This window comes from Bradyrhizobium sp., assembly GCF_049581145.1.
Taxonomy (GTDB): Bacteria; Pseudomonadota; Alphaproteobacteria; order Rhizobiales; family Xanthobacteraceae; genus Bradyrhizobium.
In genome coordinates this window covers 1-17,432 of the sequence record NZ_JBAURI010000889.1, presented here as the reverse complement: position 1 = coordinate 17,432, position 17,432 = coordinate 1, and the positions used below count along the sequence as shown (strand labels likewise).

Below are 17,432 nucleotides of genomic sequence, written 5' to 3'. Positions count from 1 at the left end.
GGTAGTCGTCGGGCGCGGTGGCTGATTGATAGAGGCCGATCGCGAGTACGAGGGCGGTGATGCCGATCAGCCACGGCAAGACCCGCCCGGTGAGCGCCAGGAATTTTGTCGGATTGGCAAGCTCGGTCAGCTTCTCGATCAGCGTCATGACACCCTGTTAGTCGTCGCGGGCCTCGCAGGCAATCAGCATAAAGCCGCTTGCCAAGAGTTGATCGTGATCAAGCGGCCGGCAAGGCGGATCAGTCCAGGCCCTGCCGGAGGCTGGCGGCCGCGGCGAACGGCCCGACCACGAAGCTGACCAGCGACAGCGCACACAGGATTGAAAACGGCGCCCCGAACGCGGTTGGTCCGGTGATCGCGGCGTCCGAGGCGGCCACGCCGAAAATCAGCACCGGAATCGCGAGCGGCAGCACCAGAACGGCCAGCAGCAATCCGCCGCGATGCAGGGTGACCGCAAGCGCTGCGCCGATCATGCCGGTGAAGGTCAGGGCCGGGGTGCCGGCGAGCAAGGTCAAAGCCACCGCCGCGGTCGACGAAGTGTCGAGATTGAGCAACAGTCCAAGGACCGGGGTGGCGACCACCAGTGGCAGGCCGGCGGCGATCCAGTGCGCCAGCGCTTTGGTGGCGCAGGTGAGTTCCAACGGCGTCCGGCTCATCACGATCAGGTCGAGGGAACCATCGTCATGGTCCGCCGTGAACAGCCGGTCCAGCGTCAGCAGGCTGGCGAGCAGCGCGCCGAGCCAGAGGATCGCGGGTCCGAGCCGGGCCAATAGCCCCAGATCGGGGCCGATCGCGAACGGCATCAGCACCACCACGGTCAGGAAGAACAGCACGCCGATCAGCGCGCCGCCGCCGACGCGAAGGGCGATCCGGAGGTCGCGTCGGATCAGGGCGCCGAGCGCGGTCACGCGCGGCCCCCGATTCGCAACTCCCGGGCATCAAGCCCGAGTTGCGAATGGGTCGCGGCGACGATCAGGCCGCCGCCCGCGAGGTGATCGCGCATCAGGCCGATCAAGATATCCTGTCCCGCGACATCGAGCGCGGCCGTCGGTTCGTCCAATAGCCAGAGCGGCCGCCGCACCGCGATCAGCCGGGCGAGCGACAGCCGCCGCCGCTGGCCGGCCGAGAGGTACCCCGCCGGCAGATGCGCGGCATGATCGAGCCCGATCGCGGCGAGGCCTTTGCCGGCATCGAACCTCTCGCCGCCCAGGAAATCCCGCCAGAAGCCGAGGTTTTCGCTCACGCTCAAGGCGGGCTTCAGCGCATCGCGGTGGCCGAGATAATGCGCCTGTTCGGGGAGCGTGAGTTCGCTCTCGCCGCCCTCCAGCACGATCGATCCCCCGGCCAATGTCAAAAGCCCCGCGATCAGCCGCAGCAGCGAAGTCTTGCCCGAGCCATTGCGTCCGACCACGGTCAAAAGCTCGCCGGCGGAGGCTTGAAAATCAAGCCCGGAAAATATGTCCCGCCCGCCGCGGACACATCTGACGCCGCTTCCCAACAGCCGCATGTCGCTCCTTCACAGGCCTCTGATTTCGTGGGGTACCGCGGCAGAATTTGTGGGTCGCAAGCCGCTGCGGCATGTTTGTCGGTGTGGCGGTCTCGAATTAAAACTTCTATAAGCCGGAACTTGATGCAGCACACAATCATCCGCTGCAAGCCATCACGCCACTCCTCTGCAGACGGTTTTATAATACCCCTTGCCGGGTATAACGGACAATCGGGATTTCCTCACATGACCTCGCTCGACAGCTTCAAATGCCAGAAGACCCTCCGGGTCGGTCTCAAGTCTTATGTATATTACAGCCTGCCTGCCGCCGAGAAAAACGGTCTGAAGGGGATCTCGAAGCTGCCCTACTCGATGAAGGTGCTGCTGGAAAACCTGCTGCGCAACGAGGATGGCCGCACCGTCAAGAAAGAGGACATCGTTGCGGTCTCGAAGTGGCTGAAGTCGAAGAGGCTCGAACACGAGATCGCGTTCCGCCCGGCGCGGGTGCTGATGCAGGACTTCACCGGCGTGCCTGCGGTGGTCGATCTTGCCGCCATGCGCAACGCAATGCAGACGCTTGGTGGCGACGCCGAGAAGATCAATCCGCTGGTGCCGGTCGATCTCGTCATCGACCACTCCGTGATCGTCAACTTCTTCGGCGACAACAAGGCCTTCGGCAAGAACGTGGCCGAGGAATACAAGCAGAACCAGGAACGCTACGAGTTCCTGAAATGGGGCCAGAAGGCGTTCTCGAATTTCTCGGTGGTGCCGCCCGGCACCGGCATCTGCCATCAGGTCAATCTCGAATACCTGGCGCAGACGGTGTGGACGAAGAAGGACAAGCTGACCGTTGGCAAGAAGACCGGCACGTTCGAGGTCGCCTACCCGGATTCGCTGGTCGGCACCGACTCGCACACCACCATGGTGAATGGCCTCGCCGTGCTCGGTTGGGGCGTCGGCGGCATCGAGGCGGAGGCAGCCATGCTTGGCCAGCCGCTGTCGATGCTGCTGCCGGAAGTGGTGGGCTTCAAGCTCAAGGGCCAGCTCAAGGAGGGCGTCACCGCGACCGACTTGGTGCTGACGGTGACGCAGATGCTGCGCAAGCTTGGCGTGGTCGGCAAATTCGTCGAGTTCTTCGGCCCCGGCCTCGACCATCTCTCCGTCGCGGACAAGGCGACCATCGGCAACATGGCGCCTGAATATGGTGCGACCTGCGGCTTCTTCCCGGTCGATGCTGCGACCATCGATTACCTGAAGACCTCGGGTCGCGCGTCGGCGCGGGTCAAGCTGGTCGAAGCCTACGCCAAGGCGCAGGGCCTGTACCGCACCGCGCGCTCGGAAGATCCCGTGTTCACGGAGACGATCACGCTCGATCTCGGCGACGTCGTGCCGTCGATGGCCGGACCGAAGCGTCCCGAGGGCCGCGTCGCACTGCCTTTGGTCTCCGAAGGTTTTGCCGGGGCGATGGCAAGCGAGTACAAGAAGGCCGACGACTCGGCGCACCGCTATGCCGTCGAGAATCGGGAGTTCGATCTCGGCCACGGCGACGTGGTGATCGCGGCTATCACCTCCTGCACCAACACCTCGAATCCAAGCGTGCTGATTGGCGCGGGACTGTTGGCGCGGAACGCCGCGGCGAAGGGATTGAAAGCCAAGCCGTGGGTCAAGACATCGCTTGCCCCGGGCAGCCAGGTGGTCGCGGAATATCTTGCCAATTCCGGCCTGCAGAAGGATCTCGACAAGGTCGGCTTCAACCTGGTCGGCTTCGGCTGCACGACCTGCATCGGCAATTCGGGTCCGCTGCCCGAGGACATTTCGAAGTCGATCAATGACAACGGCATCGTGGCCGCCGCGGTGCTCTCGGGCAACCGCAACTTCGAAGGCCGCGTCAGCCCTGACGTTCAGGCGAACTATCTCGCCTCGCCGCCCTTGGTCGTGGCCTATGCGCTCGCCGGCTCGGTGACGAAAAATCTCGCGACCGACCCGCTCGGCGAAGGCAAGGACGGCAAGCCGGTCTATCTGAAGGACATCTGGCCGACGGTGAAGGAGATCAACGCCTTCATGAAGAAATATGTCACCGCCGCGATCTTCAAGAAAAAGTACGCCGATGTGTTCAAGGGCGACACCAACTGGCGCAAGATCAAGACGGTCGAGAGCGAAACCTATCGCTGGAACATGAGCTCGACCTACGTGCAGAACCCGCCTTACTTCGAGGGCATGAAGAAGGAGCCTGATCCGATCGTCGATGTGGTCGAGGCGCGGATCCTGGCGATGTTCGGCGACAAGATCACCACCGACCACATCTCGCCCGCCGGTTCAATCAAGCTGACCTCACCGGCCGGAAAATTCCTCAGCGAGCACCAGGTGCGGCCCGCCGACTTCAATCAGTACGGCACGAGGCGCGGCAATCACGAGATCATGATGCGCGGAACCTTCGCCAACATCCGCATCAAGAACTTCATGCTGAAGGGCGCCGACGGCAACATCCCCGAAGGCGGCCTGACCAAGCATTGGCCCGACGGCGAGCAGATGCCGATCTACGATGCGGCGATGAAGTATCAGGCCGAGAACGTGCCGCTGGTGGTGTTCGCCGGCGCCGAATACGGCAACGGCTCCTCGCGCGATTGGGCCGCAAAGGGCACGCGCCTGCTCGGCGTGCGCGCGGTGATCTGCCAGAGCTTTGAGCGCATTCACCGCTCCAATCTGGTCGGTATGGGCGTCCTGCCGTTGACCTTCGAGGACGGAGCCTCTTGGCAGTCGATCGGATTGAAGGGCGATGAGAAGGTGACGATCCGGGGCCTGCAGGGCGATCTGAAGCCGCGTCAGACGCTGACGGCGGAGATCGTCTGGGGCGATGGCGCGGTGCAGCGCGTGCCGCTGCTGTGCCGCATCGATACGCTGGACGAACTCGATTACTACCGCAACGGCGGCATTCTGCACTATGTGCTGCGCAAGCTTGCGGCGTAAAGGCGGATGTGATCACAGGCTCACTGCGAAGTGAGTGGCAGCGCGGTGGGAGGCGGCCTATGAACAGGTCGCATCGCGGCGTTCGGGGCCAAGGGACCGAGCCACGGATCAAGTCGAGCGATCAAGTGACGGGGTCAAGCGGCGCAACGGGTTAAAGGGTTAACGGCGGGTGTAGTCTCCAGTCATGACAGGAATGGTAGCCCATAATTATCTGTCGCGATGGTCCGGGGCGCTCGGCGTCTGCGCAATCATCGCCATTATCCGTCCGGCCCATGCCGACCCTCGCGCGGTGGTCGAGCTGTTTACCTCGCAGGGCTGCTCGTCGTGCCCGCCAGCCGACAAGCTTCTCGGCGAGCTCGCAAAAGACCCGTCGATCATCGCCATGAGCATGCCGATCGATTATTGGGATTATCTTGGCTGGAAGGACACTCTGGCGGATGGGCGCTTCTCGGCCCGTCAGAAGGCTTATTCGCGGATGCGCGGCGATCGCGAGGTCTATACGCCGCAGGCCGTCATCAACGGCGAGATGCACGTGATCGGCAGCGACCGCTCCGGCATCGAAAGCGCGATCGGCGCTACCCGGAAGACCGAGGGCGTGATGTCGGTGCCGGTGACGATGACCCAGGCCGGCAAGGAGCTCAACGTATCGGTTGCGCCCTCGGCAAAGGGCTCTGCCGCGATGCACGGCGAAGTATGGATCTGCTCGATCTCGAAGGCCGTGCCGATCTCGATCAGCCGCGGCGAGAACAGCGGTCGTGAACTGACCTACTACAACGTGGTGCGAAACCTGTTGAAGGTCGGGGACTGGAATGGCAGCCCGGGCAGTTGGACCGTGCCATTGGAAAACGTCGCACGCGAAGGTGTCGATGGTGCGGTTGTCTATGTCCAGGACGGGACCCGCGACAAGCCGGGCCCGATGCTCGGAGCAGCCTACACCTCGTTGCACTGATTTCCCGGCATTGGGATCGTGCACCTTGCGAGGGGAGGCTGCCGGCCTTCGTCAAGCGCTTGCGCGCACTTCCCTGCATATCACGGTGCCTTGAGCGCCGACGTCGGACCACTTCCCGGGTTGATGGATTGTGCGTCATATTGATGCGCACCGCTGCCGGACATCACATGGGAAGTATCTATGGGCAACAAAAAAGGACCAACTTGCGTCGGTCCCAGGAGTGCAACCTATTTTCCTGCGATAGGCCCGATCCCCACGATCCCGGGGGGCTGGGGGCTGAGGAATCCGACACCGAAAGGACCGGGCCAACGCATTGATTGTTTTATCGCAACCTTGGAGGGCGGTCGGTTGGCAGAAGTTAGGCGGTATTATGATTCCGCTAACGATCCCGTGACGCCTGCACCCGGGAATTCCGCCGGCAAAACCAGCCAGATCCGCCGCGCTATCGTGCTCGGGAAGACAAATGGGGGCCTTGCAGCCCGCGTCGGATGGCGCAATCATGTCATTCAAATGACAGGAGGCGGGATATGAGTTTGATGCCGGAGGATGCCGATCCAAGCGAAAGCCACGCGGCGGCGCGCGGAGCCGCTGCGAATTCGCCGCCGAATCGGGTGACATTCAATCGTTTCGAGCTCAATCGCATCCTGAACTTGTATGGCCGCATGGTCGCCGACGGCGAGTGGCGCGACTACGCGATTGATTTCCTGCGCGACCGCGCGGTGTTTTCGGTGTATCGCCGCGCCTCCGAGGTGCCGATTTACCGGATTGAAAAAGATCCGCGACTGGCGCGCAAACAGGGCATGTACAGCGTGATCTCGGCGACCGGCTTGATCCTGCGCCGCGGCCAGGAGCTCGATCGCGTTCTGCTAGTCATCGATCGCAAGCCGGTGCTGGTCTAGGTTTCGCTTTCACGATCGCCATTGTGGCTCGCCCGCAGCGCCGGATCCGGCTGAGATTCGACCTGACGCTCGGGCCGGCACGACTTCAGGCCATCATTCCGCCAGCGGTACCGTATTCCCGCCCTCCCCGAGCGGGAGTTGCATCATCACGGTGTCGAGCCAGCGCCCGAACTTGAACCCGACAGCCGGATGGATGCCGATCATCTTGAAGCCGGCCTTGGTATGGACGCCGATCGAACCGGCATTGGCGGAATCCCCGATCACGGCAATCATCTGGCGATAGCCGCGCGCTTCGGATTCGGCGATCAGGCGCTGGAGCAACTTTACCCCGATGCCGCGCCGATGGATGGCTGGATCGAGATAGATCGAGTTCTCCACGGTGAAGCGGTAAGCCGGTCGCGGCCGGTAGGCGCTGGCATAGGCGTAGCCGACCACCCGGCCCTCGAGCAGAGCGACGACATAGGGGAAACCGCCTTCCGTCAGCGCCGTGAAGCGCCGCGTCATCTCGGCGAGATCCGGCGGGGTCAGTTCGAATGTCGCGGTGCCGTAGCGGACCGCGTGCTCGTAGATCGCGGTGATGAAGTGAAGGTCGGCCGCGGTAGCGACCCTGATTTCAAGCGAAGACATGGCAGCTACAAAGATACCATCCGTCTGGTCCGGATCAATGCTTTCGTCACGCTGGTGGCAGGGCAAAGCAAAAGCCCCGGCCAGACGGCCGGGGCTCGCGAACCCTTTTGCTCTGGTGGCAAGCGGTCAGTCGCGCTGGCCGAGCAGCTGCAGCAGGAGCGTGAACAGGTTGATGAAGTTGAGGTACAGCGACAGCGCGCCGAGGATCGAGGCGCGTTCCGCAACGACCCCGCCCTGGGAGGCGTAGCCGTAGATGTAGTCGTTCTTCAGCCGCTGGGTGTCCCAGGCGGTCAGGCCGGCGAACACCAGAACGCCCGCCACGGACACGACGAACTGCAACGCTGAACTGGCCAGGAAGAGGTTGACCAGGCTGGCGATGATGATCCCGATCAGGCCCATGAACAGGAACGAGCCGATCCCGCTCATGTCACGCCTTGTGGTGTAGCCATACAGGCTGAGCGCGCCGAATGTCGCGGCGGTGATGAAGAATACCCGAACGATCGAGGTGTGAGTGTACACCAGGAAGATCGAGGACAGTGAGACACCCATGAGCGCCGAGAACGCCCAGAACAGCATCTGGGCCGTTGCCGGCTGCAGGCGATTGATGCCGGCCGAGATGACGAACACCATGGCGAGCGGCGCCAGGATGAACAGCCATTTCAGCGGGCTTACGAACATCGCATAGCCGAACGGCGTCAGGAACGCATTGCCGATCTTGGCGGCGGCGCCCGACGGATCGTTGGTGACCGCCGCCATATAGACGCCGAGCGCGGCAAAGCCCGTGATGGCCAGGCCGATGCTCATGTAGTTGTAGATGCGCAGCATGTAGGCGCGCAGACCGGCGTCGACGGTCGCGGCGTCAACGCGCCCGGCGGCCCGGCCGAAAGGAGAATTATAGTTGCGGTCTAGGTCCGACATGGTCGAATTCCCGTTTGTTGCCCGGCGGTTCGCAAGGATGCTGCCGGCTCGTAGAAACCTATCTCAGATCGTGCCGGTTGCGGACATTAAATTTGCGTCATCAACCCGGCGTCCGACCTGAGCAATATGTGGGAAACTAGCACATCCGCCGCAAGCTTACATGCGCGGCCGAATGTCGCTCCGCCGGGGGAAAAAGCCGCGCGCTGGCTGGGTCTTAGCGGTGTCCGCTTTGGCTGTGGGGCGGTTACTTCAACTTGTCATAAATTCCGCAGCACCGTCGCCGGCTTCTGGTTCAGCGCCAGAAGCGTCCCGGCAAGCCCGAGCCCGACCGTAACGAGCAGCGCGGCGGCGACCACCGCGAGAGCGCTGCCGGCCTGCCAGATGAAGCTCAGCGTCATCAGCCGCGTCACGATCAGCCACGCCGCGACCGACCCCGCGATCACGCCGAACACCGCGGTGGCAAACCCGATCAGCAGATATTCCAGCGCATAGGCGCCGAGCAGACGCATGCGCGTGGCGCCGAGTGTCTTCAGGATGACGGCATCATAGACCCGGTGCCGGTGCCCGGCGGCAAGCGCGCCGCCCAGCACCAGGATGGCCGAGACCAGAGTCACCGCGCTGGCGCCGCGGATCGCCAGCGCCAGGTTCGAGACCACCGCGCCGATGGTTTCCATCACTTCGCGGACGCGCACGCTCGTCACCGTCGGAAACGCTGTCGCCACCTGCTTGATGATGCGGGCGTCATCGGCGATGCTCGGCCGGGGCTCGGTCAGGGTCGCGACATGGGTGTGCGGCGCGCCCTTGAATGCGCCCGGCGAGAACACCAGCACGAAGTTGATCCCGAGCCCTTGCCAGTCGATGGTGCGCATATTGCCAATCCTGGCCGGGATGTCGCGCCCGAGCACGTTGACGACGATTTCGTCGCCGAGCTTGAGCTTCAATCCATCAGCGATCTTCTTTTCGATCGAGACCAGCGGCGGGCCGCTATAATCGGGTCCCCACCACTCGCCGGCGACGATCTTGGAGCCCTTGGGAATTTCGCCGGTATAAGTCAGGCCGCGGTCGCTCTGCAGCACCCATTCGGCATCGGCGGAGGGGTGCAGGTCTTCCGCTTTGACGCCGCGTGCCGCGACGATACGCCCACGCAGCATCGGCACGTCCTCGACGGTGGATTGCGGCTCGGTCTTTTCGAGGAATGCCGTGAACCGATCGGCCTCCGCAGAGGGGATGTCGATGAAGAAGAATGACGGCGCGCGCTCCGGCAGCGAAGCCAGAAATTGCCGCCGCAGATTGCCGTCGATCTGCGTGATCGTGACCAGCACGGCGAGCCCAAGGCCCAGCGACAATACGACGGAAGGCGTCAGCGCGCCGGGCCGGTAGATATTGGCGACCGCCAGCCGCAGCATCGGAAAACGGGTTCGCGGCAGCCACCGCGCCAGCGCCATCAGCGCGGCGGCGATGCCGCGCAGCAGCGCGAATACGACGATGGACGAGGCAACGAACACGGCCGCCACGCGCTTGTCATAGGCAAGCCCGATCACGACGGCGATCAGGAGTGCGATCACCAGCGCCATCAGCGCCAGCGTGCGCCAGCGCGGCCGGTGCCATTCGGTGCTGATGGTATCGCGAAACAGCGCGGCCACCGGCACGTCATGGACGCGGCCGAGCGGCCAGAGCCCGAAAGCCAGCGCCGTCAATAGGCCATAGACGAACGCGAGCATGAGTTCGCCGCCATGAATCGCCGGCGCCACCGGCAATGGCAGCAATTGGCCGAACAGGCCGACGATGACGAAGGGCAGCGCCGCGCCCGCAGCGAGCCCGATCACCGAGCCCACGCTTGCGAGCACGATCACCTGGGTCAGATAGATCGCGAACACGTCGCGGCCGGTGGCGCCGAGCGCCTTGAAGGTCGCGATCACGTCGAGACGGCGGTCGATATGGCTCTTGACGGCATTGGCGACCCCGACCCCGCCGACCAGCAGCGCGGCGAGGCCGACCAGGGTGAGGAACTGGGTGAAACGTTCGATGGTGCGTTGGAGCTGCGGCGAGGCATTGGCGCGGCTGCGGATCTCCCAGCCGGCTTCGGGGGCAGCCTTCTTTGCATCGTCGATCAAACCGGTCACGGCGCGATCGTCGGCTGCGTCGTCCGGCAGTTTGAGCCGGTAGATCCAGCGCACCAGGCTGCCGGGCTGCAGCAGACCGGTCGCGCGCAAGCCGGCTTCGCTGATCAGAAAGCGCGGCCCGAGGCCGAGACCGCCGGCGAGCTTGTCCGGTTCCGACTCGACAGCGCTCCGGATCTGGAAGCTTGCATCGCCGATCGTCACCTTGTCGCCGATCTTGAGATCGAGCCGCGCCAGCAAGGTCGGATCGGCCGCCGCGCCGAACGCGCCGTCGCTCTGCTTCAGGAGATCGGGGATCGGCACGTCCGGATTGAGCGAGAGCTGCCCGAGCATCGGATAGTTCGCGTCCACCGCCTTGATCTCGACCAGGGCGGCGCGGCCATCCGCCGCGCGCGCCATGGCGCGCAGCGTCGCGATGGTCGACAGCTCCCCGCGCGACCGCAGGAAGGACAGTTCGCCGGGTTTCGCTTCGCGCTGGAACAGCGCAAAGGCGACATCGCCGCCGAGCAGGTTGCGCCCCTCCCGCGCCAGTCCATCGGCGAGGCTCGCTGCGACCGAGCCGACCCCCGAAATCGCCATCACGCCAAGCGCGATGCAGGCGATGAAAACGTAGAAGCCGCGCAGACCGCCGCGCAGCTCGCGCAAGGCAAAGCGCAGGCTCAGCCACTGGGTGCGGCGGCGGCCGCGTTCGGCAACAAGGTCGATACGTTCGGAAACGACGCTCATGACGCGGCTTTGCGCCCCGCGCTGTTCTCCTCGATGCGGCCCGAGCGCAGGCGCACCACGCGGTCGCAGCGCTGCGCCAGCGAGCTGTCGTGGGTCACCAGCACCAGCGTCATGCCGCGCTCGATATGTTTGCCGAACAACAGATCGATGATCTGCTTGCCCGTGGCCTCATCGAGATTGCCGGTGGGTTCGTCGGCGACCAGGATGGCCGGGTCCGGCGCCAGCGCGCGCGCCAGCGCGACGCGCTGCTGCTCGCCGCCGGATAGTTGCATCGGATAGTGATGCAGACGATCGCCGAGGCCGACCGAATTCAGTTCCTGCGCGGCACGCCGCGCCGCATCGGAATTGCCGGCCAATTCCAGCGGCACCGCGACATTTTCCAGCGCCGTCATGGTCGGAATCAGATGGAATGACTGGAATACGATACCGACCTTGCGGCCGCGAAAGCGCGCCAGCGCATCCTCGTCGAGAGCATTGAAAGGCGTTCCGTTGACCACCACCTCTCCGCTGTCGGGACGTTCCAAGCCAGCCATCACCATCAGAAGTGTGGATTTGCCGGAGCCGGAAGGCCCGATCAGGCCGATCGTTTCGCCGGAGGCGACGCGTAGGCTGATATCCTTCAGGATATGAACGCGCGCGGCGCCGCTGCCGAGCGAGAGATTCACGTTGGAAATGCAGATCGTGTCCGGCGAGAGTCCGGCCTGGGAAGAGGGTTCGATGAGGCTGTCCATGGCTCGGTCATATGGCACTTTCGCCGTCGCGGTCGAGAGGGGCCTGCGGTGCTTCGTGCACATAGTCGTGTTGACGGTCGCCTTGACGGCGGCGGCCGCGGGAGCAGCGCAAGCTCCGGCCACACCGGAGGCAACACCGATCAAGCTCGTGGTGCTCGGCGATTCCCTGAGCGCCGGCCTTGGCCTGAAGGCCGCCGACGCGTTTCCGGCGAAACTGCAAAAGGCATTGCGTGACAAGGGCATGAAAATTGACGTCAGCAATGCGGGCGTGTCCGGCGACACCGCCTCTGGCGGCCGCGACCGGCTCGACTGGTCGGTGCCGGAGGGAACCGACGCGGTGATCGTCGAACTCGGCGCCAACGACGCGCTGCGCGGCATGGATCCCGCCATCACCCGGCAGGCGCTCTCCGATATCTTGAGCCGACTGAAGTCGCGCGGCATCGCCGTTCTGTTGTGCGGCATGCTGGCCCCGCCGAATTACGGCCATGATTATGCGGACCGTTTCAATCCGATCTATCCGGAGTTGGCGAAGTCGCACGGCGTGGCGCTGTATCCGTTCTTCCTCGACGGTGTCGCCGCCGACGCGAAACTCAACCAGGCAGACGGCATCCATCCGACTCCGGAGGGGGTTGATATCATCGTCGACAGAATCCTGCCCAGCGTGCAGGCATTTCTCGGCACGATTGGCGAGCAGCACCGCTGAAAAACGGGCATCGATATTCCGGGCCAGTCGCGATAACCTTACCCAGCAAGGTTTATAAAGGGAGGTTTTGGATCGGTTACCGCCAACAGCTTCGCAGAGTCACATAACTCGGGTAGAAATTTGGTATCGGTGATTCGTCACCGGGATTGTTTCGGGGCATGATCGCCCGAAGGCCTTGACCCACCCCGTCAAAGCGTGGGGCTGGCCGTTCGGGTTTGCTGCCCAAGCATCGGGAGTCTATACGATGCCACGTCTGTTCACTGGACTGGAAATTCCGGCCGAGATCGGCCAGACGCTTTCCGGCTTGCGAGGCGGCCTTCCGGGCGCCCGCTGGGTCGATCCCGAAAATTATCACGTCACATTACGCTTCATCGGCGATATCGACGGCATCTCGGCCAACGAGATCGCGTCCATGCTGGTGCGGATCAACCGCAAGCCGTTCGAGGTCACGTTGCAGGGCCTGTCGAGCTTCGGCGGACGCAAGCCGCGCGCGGTGGTCGCCTCGATCGTGCCGAGCCGGCCGCTGATCGAGCTGCAGGCCGAGCTCGAGCGGTTGATGCAGCGCATCGGGCTTGATCCGGAAGGACGGAAGTTCACGCCACACGTGACCCTGGCGCGGCTCTATGACGCATCGAGCCAGGATGTCGCCGATTACCTGTCGGTGCGCGGCTATTTCCCAAGCCGGGTGTTCAAGGCCGAGCGCTTCGTGCTGTTCTCGGCCCGTGCTTCTACGGGCGGCGGCCCCTATGTGGTCGAGGATTCCTACGCGCTCAGCCCATAGGCCCGCGCTCTCCGGCCACCGCTGTCGTCACCCGACCTGACGAAGGTCAAGCCGGACGGCCCAGTGTTCCCGAGCGGCGGGTGCTGGAGCCGATGGCCGGCCGCGTAGCGGTGCCCCGCCCGCTGTCGCGGTGATGACGACCGACGTCGAGGCTTGCATACCCCCTGCACCAATTAGCGGCTTGCAATTTCCTTAAGTCTGGGGCCGTAAAGTGGCCCCATGTTGTCCACCCCCTCCGACGCGTTCCATCGGCATTATCAGGCCCTCGTCCTCTCCGGCGCCATCGAACCCGACCCAGCCCAGGCCGAAGCCGCGGACGCCTTCGCCGACCTCGAACGGCGGCTCGCGAGCTACAAGCCGGTGCGCAAGCAGGGCCTGCTCGGTCGGTTGTTCAAGGACAAGGACGAGGGGCCGCCACGGGGGCTCTATGTCCATGGCGAGGTCGGTCGCGGCAAGACCATGCTGATGGATCTGTTCTTCCAGCATTGTCCGGTCGCGCACAAGCGGCGCGCCCATTTCCACGAATTCATGGCCGAGGTGCATGAGCGGATCTACGGCTATCGCCAGAACATCGCGCGCGGCGAAATCACCAATGGCGGCGCCGATGTGATCGCGCTCACGGCGACTGCGATCTTCGACGAGGCCTGGCTGTTGTGCTTCGACGAATTCCACGTCACCGACATCGCGGACGCGATGATTCTGGGACGGTTGTTCGCGAAACTGTTCGAGCTCGGCACTGTCGTGGTGGCGACCTCCAACGTCGCGCCCGAGGATCTCTACAAGGGGGGCCTGAACCGGGCGCTGTTCCTGCCATTCATTGCGGAGATCGCCGACCATATGGACGTGCTGCGGCTCGACGCGCGTACCGATTTCCGGCTGGAAAAGCTCGTGGGCGTCAGGATGTGGCTGGTGCCGGCGGACCATGAGGCCGACGAGGCCCTCGACAAGGCCTGGGACAGGATGACCGGCAACGCCGAATGCGCGCCGCGCGAGATTGCAATCAAGGGGCGCGTGTTGCATGTGCCGTGCTCCGCGCACGGCGTGGCGCGGTTTTCTTTCGCCGATCTCTGCCAAAAGCCGCTCGGCGCCTCAGACTATCTCAGGCTCGCGCATGACTACCACACCATCCTGGTCGACCACATTCCGGTGATGGACTATCCCGAGCGCAACGCCGCCAAGCGCTTTATCGCGCTGATCGACACGCTGTACGACAACGCAGTGAAACTGATGGCCTCGGCCGAGGCCGATCCGGTGTCGCTGTACCTCGCGACCGAGGGCAACGAGGCCAATGAGTTCAAGCGAACAGCATCGCGGCTGATCGAAATGAGTTCGGACTCCTATCTGGCGCTGGCGCATGGCCGCAAGGATTCGGCTGCAAGCGGCTCATCGACCGGACTGGTCGAGACGTAGGCTCGATGTCCCGGAGCCTGATTGCATCATATGGGTCATTCGGGCCGCCTTGTCATGGGCCGGAGGCGGATGCTGGCGGGCGCGGCGCAGGATTCTGGGCCTATCCCGGCTTCGCGGCCCGCGAATAGCAGGCAACTGATCGAAATCAAGGCAGCGCCGCCAACAACACCAATAATTGGATATACCGTGACTTGAACGGCCCCGTCGAAAGCGATAACCAGCGTTCAGCTCTTTCCATACCCTCCCCCGCTCGGGTTCAAAGGACAGATTCCCATGGCGCGTGACAAGATTGCTTTGATTGGCTCCGGTCAGATCGGCGGAACGCTGGCTCACCTCATCGGCCTGAAGGAATTGGGCGACGTGGTGCTGTTCGACATCGCGGAAGGCGTGCCGCAGGGCAAGGCGCTCGATATTGCGCAATCCTCGCCGGTCGACGGCTTCGATGCACATTGTACCGGCGCCAATTCCTACGAGGCGCTCGACAATGCCAAGGTCTGCATCGTCACTGCCGGCGTGCCACGCAAGCCCGGCATGAGCCGCGACGACCTGTTGTCGATCAACCTCAAGGTGATGGAGCAGGTCGGCGCCGGCATCAAGAAATACGCGCCCGACGCCTTCGTGATCTGCATCACCAACCCGCTGGATGCCATGGTGTGGGCGCTGCAGAAGGCGACCGGCTTGCCGCACAAGAAGGTGGTGGGGATGGCGGGCGTGCTGGATTCTTCACGTTTCCGCTATTTTCTGGCCGATGAATTCAATGTCTCGGTCGAAGACGTCACCGCCTTCGTGCTGGGCGGCCATGGCGACACCATGGTGCCGCTGGTGAAATATTCCACCGTCGCCGGCATTCCGCTGCCCGATCTCGTCAAGATGGGCTGGACCTCGCAGGCGCGGATCGATGAGATCGTCGACCGCACCCGCAATGGCGGCGCCGAAATCGTCAATCTCCTGAAGACCGGCTCGGCGTTCTATGCGCCGGCAGCGTCCGCGATCGCGATGGCCGAGAGCTATCTGAAGGACAAGAAGCGCGTGCTGCCCTGCGCCGCCTATCTGAACGGCGAATACAGCGTGAAGGACATGTATGTCGGCGTGCCCGTCGTGATCGGCTCGAGGGGCGTCGAGCGCATCGTCGAGATCGAGCTGGCCGGCAAGGATCGCGAAGCCTTCGACAAATCGGTCAGTGCGGTGCAGGGTCTGGTCGATGCCTGCAAGAAGATCGCGCCCGACCTGCTCGGCCGCTGACAGGCTTTGCCGCGTTGACAGATCGTTCAGGCATCGGGGGCCGTTGAGATGAATATTCACGAATACCAGGCCAAGGCGCTGCTGCACGAATTCGGCGTGTCGATCTCCAGGGGCGTCCCGGTGCTGCGGGCGCAGGATTCGGATACGGCGGCGAAAATGCTGCCCGGCCCGATCTGGGTGGTGAAGAGCCAGATCCATGCCGGCGGCCGCGGCAAGGGCAAATTCAAGGAAGCCTCCGCCGGCGACAAGGGCGGTGTTCGGATCGCCAAGTCGGTCGCCGAGGTCAATGAATTCGCCAAGCAGATGCTTGGCGCCACGCTCGTCACGGTGCAGACCGGGCCGCACGGCAAGCAGGTCAACCGGCTCTACATCGAGGACGGCTCCGACATCGACAAGGAGTTCTATCTCTCGATCCTGGTCAATCGCGAGACCAGCGAAGTGTCGTTCGTGGTGTCCACCGAAGGTGGCGTCAACATCGAGGACGTCGCTCACAATTCGCCGGAGAAGATCGCAAGCTTCTCGGTCGATCCGGCCACCGGCATCATGTCGCATCACGGCCGCACGGTCGCGAAAGCCTTGCAGCTGTCCGGCGATCTCGCCAAGCAGGCCGAGAAACTGGTGACGCAGCTGTATAATGCCTTCGTCGCCAAGGACATGGCGATGCTGGAGATCAACCCGCTGGTCGTCACCAGGCAGGGCCAGTTGCGGGTGCTGGACGCCAAGGTCTCGTTTGACGACAACGCGCTGTTTCGTCATCCCGAGGTCGCGGCGCTGCGCGACGAGACCGAGGAAGACGCCAAGGAGATCGAGGCGTCGAAATACGATCTCAATTACGTCACCCTCGATGGCAATATCGGCTGCATGGTCAACGGCGCCGGGCTTGCCATGGCGACGATGGACATCATCAAGCTCTACGGCATGGCGCCGGCGAACTTCCTCGATGTTGGCGGCGGCGCCAGCAAGGAAAAGGTCGCAGCCGCCTTCAAGATCATCACGGCCGATCCCAACGTGAAGGGAATCTTGGTCAACATCTTCGGCGGCATCATGAAATGCGACGTCATCGCCGAAGGCGTGGTCGCAGCGGTCAAGGACGTCGGCCTGCAAGTCCCGCTGGTGGTGCGGCTCGAGGGCACCAATGTCGAGCAGGGCAAGACAATCATCCGCGAATCCGGTCTGAACGTGCTGCCGGCCGACAATCTCGATGATGCTGCGCAGAAGATCGTGAACGCCGTCAAGAAGGGCTAGCGCCATGGCGGAGGACCATCTCGCCGCACCGGTACCGTTGCCCGAGCACGAGAGGCTCGCGGCCTTCGCAGGCGAGTGGCACGGCGAAGAGACGGTCCATCCGTCGCGCTGGACCGAAGGCGGGGCCGCAACATCGCAGGTGACCGCGCGCATCGCGCTCAACGGCTTCTATCTGATCCAGGACAGCCGGCAGACGCGCGACGGCAGGGAGAGCTTTGCCGCTCATGCTTTGTTCACCTATGACCGCGAGGATCGGCTCTACAAGTTGTTCTGGCACGATTCCCTGGGATACTACCCTCCGTCGCCAGCCTCCGGCGGCTGGACGGGCAAAACGCTGACGCTCGTGCGCGGCTCGCTGCGGGGCAACGCCCGCCACGTCTATGAAGTCATCGACGACAAATCCTACCTGATGAAGATCCAGTTCTCGCCCGACGCGGAAGGTTGGGCCGACGTGCTCACCGGCGTGTATCGGCGTGTCCATTAACCCGAAGTTTGGCCGTCTCTTGAAAGCAGTCCCATGCCCATCCTGATCGACAAGAATACCAAAGTCATCTGCCAGGGTTTCACCGGAAAGAACGGCACGTTTCATTCCGAGGCGGCGATCGCCTATGGCACCAAGATGGTCGGC

General features: G+C 63.6%; 15 protein-coding genes and 2 pseudogenes. 10 read left to right on the top strand and 7 right to left on the bottom strand.

Annotated features, from left to right (window positions below):
- From WCB02_RS29125 to ccmA, 3 genes and pseudogenes are all read right to left on the bottom strand, one after another.
- Positions 1 to 148, bottom strand: a pseudogene (locus WCB02_RS29125) (heme transporter HemC); the annotation flags it as partial.
- A gap of 91 nt (positions 149 to 239) precedes the next feature.
- Positions 240 to 908: a heme exporter protein CcmB gene (gene ccmB, locus WCB02_RS29120; protein WP_423963240.1), complete on the bottom strand. Its 669-nt coding sequence runs from the start codon at positions 906 to 908 to the stop codon at positions 240 to 242.
- The gene (gene ccmA / locus WCB02_RS29115) at positions 905 to 1,507 is read right to left on the bottom strand and encodes a heme ABC exporter ATP-binding protein CcmA (protein ID WP_423963238.1); all 603 of its coding nucleotides are present in this window, start codon (positions 1,505 to 1,507) and stop codon (positions 905 to 907) included. Before ccmA ends, ccmB begins: the two co-directional genes overlap by 4 nt.
- Before the next feature lie 225 nt (positions 1,508 to 1,732).
- Here ccmA and acnA point away from each other — a divergent pair, with 225 nt between their 5' ends.
- The 3 genes from acnA to WCB02_RS29100 all read left to right on the top strand — a co-directional run bounded on the left by acnA (position 1,733) and on the right by WCB02_RS29100 (position 6,301).
- Complete coding sequence (gene acnA, locus WCB02_RS29110; protein ID WP_423963236.1) at positions 1,733 to 4,453, top strand: aconitate hydratase AcnA; 2,721 nt, start codon at positions 1,733 to 1,735, stop codon at positions 4,451 to 4,453.
- 184 nt (positions 4,454 to 4,637) lie between these two features.
- Positions 4,638 to 5,402, top strand: a complete 765-nt coding sequence (locus WCB02_RS29105) for a DUF1223 domain-containing protein (RefSeq protein WP_423963234.1) — start codon at positions 4,638 to 4,640, stop codon at positions 5,400 to 5,402.
- A gap of 527 nt (positions 5,403 to 5,929) precedes the next feature.
- Positions 5,930 to 6,301, top strand: a complete 372-nt coding sequence (locus tag WCB02_RS29100) for a DUF2794 domain-containing protein (RefSeq protein WP_423963231.1) — start codon at positions 5,930 to 5,932, stop codon at positions 6,299 to 6,301.
- Between the two features lie 93 nt (positions 6,302 to 6,394).
- Here the strand turns inward: WCB02_RS29100 and WCB02_RS29095 are convergent, their stop codons facing one another.
- From WCB02_RS29095 to WCB02_RS29080, 4 genes are all read right to left on the bottom strand, one after another.
- Positions 6,395 to 6,928: an N-acetyltransferase family protein gene (locus tag WCB02_RS29095; RefSeq protein WP_423963228.1), complete on the bottom strand. Its 534-nt coding sequence runs from the start codon at positions 6,926 to 6,928 to the stop codon at positions 6,395 to 6,397.
- Between the two features lie 126 nt (positions 6,929 to 7,054).
- Positions 7,055 to 7,846: a Bax inhibitor-1/YccA family protein gene (locus tag WCB02_RS29090; RefSeq protein WP_423963226.1), complete on the bottom strand. Its 792-nt coding sequence runs from the start codon at positions 7,844 to 7,846 to the stop codon at positions 7,055 to 7,057.
- Positions 7,847 to 8,103: 257 nt separating this feature from the next.
- Positions 8,104 to 10,692: an ABC transporter permease gene (locus WCB02_RS29085; protein ID WP_423963223.1), complete on the bottom strand. Its 2,589-nt coding sequence runs from the start codon at positions 10,690 to 10,692 to the stop codon at positions 8,104 to 8,106.
- Complete coding sequence (locus tag WCB02_RS29080; protein ID WP_423963221.1) at positions 10,689 to 11,423, bottom strand: ABC transporter ATP-binding protein; 735 nt, start codon at positions 11,421 to 11,423, stop codon at positions 10,689 to 10,691. The genes WCB02_RS29085 and WCB02_RS29080 overlap by 4 nt, the downstream gene beginning before the upstream one ends.
- A gap of 55 nt (positions 11,424 to 11,478) precedes the next feature.
- Between WCB02_RS29080 and WCB02_RS29075 the strand changes: the two genes are divergently transcribed.
- From WCB02_RS29075 to WCB02_RS29045, 7 genes and pseudogenes are all read left to right on the top strand, one after another.
- Positions 11,479 to 12,126 (top strand): arylesterase, encoded by a 648-nt coding sequence (locus tag WCB02_RS29075; RefSeq protein WP_423963242.1) that lies wholly within the window; start codon positions 11,479 to 11,481, stop codon positions 12,124 to 12,126.
- Between the two features lie 244 nt (positions 12,127 to 12,370).
- On the top strand, positions 12,371 to 12,907 hold the full coding sequence (gene thpR / locus WCB02_RS29070; RefSeq protein ID WP_423963219.1) for an RNA 2',3'-cyclic phosphodiesterase: 537 nt from the start codon (positions 12,371 to 12,373) through the stop codon (positions 12,905 to 12,907).
- Positions 12,908 to 13,126: 219 nt separating this feature from the next.
- On the top strand, positions 13,127 to 14,317 hold the full coding sequence (gene zapE / locus WCB02_RS29065) for a cell division protein ZapE (RefSeq protein WP_423963215.1): 1,191 nt from the start codon (positions 13,127 to 13,129) through the stop codon (positions 14,315 to 14,317).
- Positions 14,318 to 14,590: 273 nt separating this feature from the next.
- A complete protein-coding gene (mdh, locus tag WCB02_RS29060) occupies positions 14,591 to 15,559 on the top strand; it encodes a malate dehydrogenase (protein ID WP_423963212.1) in 969 nt (322 codons plus the stop codon).
- Positions 15,560 to 15,607: 48 nt separating this feature from the next.
- Positions 15,608 to 16,804, top strand: coding sequence for an ADP-forming succinate--CoA ligase subunit beta (gene sucC, locus WCB02_RS29055; RefSeq protein ID WP_423963210.1), 1,197 nt, complete (start codon positions 15,608 to 15,610; stop codon positions 16,802 to 16,804).
- A gap of 4 nt (positions 16,805 to 16,808) precedes the next feature.
- On the top strand, positions 16,809 to 17,288 hold the full coding sequence (locus tag WCB02_RS29050) for a DUF1579 family protein (protein ID WP_423963208.1): 480 nt from the start codon (positions 16,809 to 16,811) through the stop codon (positions 17,286 to 17,288).
- A 33-nt stretch (positions 17,289 to 17,321) separates the two neighbouring features.
- Positions 17,322 to 17,432: pseudogene (locus WCB02_RS29045) on the top strand (succinate--CoA ligase subunit alpha); the annotation flags it as partial.

What these genes read in the sequence shown, in the direction of transcription:
- ccmA (WP_423963238.1), bottom strand. Translation starts at nt 1,507, where the DNA reads ATGCGGCTGTTGGGAAGCGGCGTCAGATGTGTCCGCGGCGGGCGGGAC.
- acnA (WP_423963236.1), top strand. Translation starts at nt 1,733, where the DNA reads ATGACCTCGCTCGACAGCTTCAAATGCCAGAAGACCCTCCGGGTCGGT.
- WCB02_RS29105 (WP_423963234.1), top strand. Translation starts at nt 4,638, where the DNA reads ATGACAGGAATGGTAGCCCATAATTATCTGTCGCGATGGTCCGGGGCG.
- WCB02_RS29100 (WP_423963231.1), top strand. Translation starts at nt 5,930, where the DNA reads ATGAGTTTGATGCCGGAGGATGCCGATCCAAGCGAAAGCCACGCGGCG.
- WCB02_RS29095 (WP_423963228.1), bottom strand. Translation starts at nt 6,928, where the DNA reads ATGTCTTCGCTTGAAATCAGGGTCGCTACCGCGGCCGACCTTCACTTC.
- WCB02_RS29090 (WP_423963226.1), bottom strand. Translation starts at nt 7,846, where the DNA reads ATGTCGGACCTAGACCGCAACTATAATTCTCCTTTCGGCCGGGCCGCC.
- WCB02_RS29085 (WP_423963223.1), bottom strand. Translation starts at nt 10,692, where the DNA reads ATGAGCGTCGTTTCCGAACGTATCGACCTTGTTGCCGAACGCGGCCGC.
- WCB02_RS29080 (WP_423963221.1), bottom strand. Translation starts at nt 11,423, where the DNA reads ATGGACAGCCTCATCGAACCCTCTTCCCAGGCCGGACTCTCGCCGGAC.
- thpR (WP_423963219.1), top strand. Translation starts at nt 12,371, where the DNA reads ATGCCACGTCTGTTCACTGGACTGGAAATTCCGGCCGAGATCGGCCAG.
- zapE (WP_423963215.1), top strand. Translation starts at nt 13,127, where the DNA reads ATGTTGTCCACCCCCTCCGACGCGTTCCATCGGCATTATCAGGCCCTC.
- mdh (WP_423963212.1), top strand. Translation starts at nt 14,591, where the DNA reads ATGGCGCGTGACAAGATTGCTTTGATTGGCTCCGGTCAGATCGGCGGA.
- sucC (WP_423963210.1), top strand. Translation starts at nt 15,608, where the DNA reads ATGAATATTCACGAATACCAGGCCAAGGCGCTGCTGCACGAATTCGGC.
- WCB02_RS29050 (WP_423963208.1), top strand. Translation starts at nt 16,809, where the DNA reads ATGGCGGAGGACCATCTCGCCGCACCGGTACCGTTGCCCGAGCACGAG.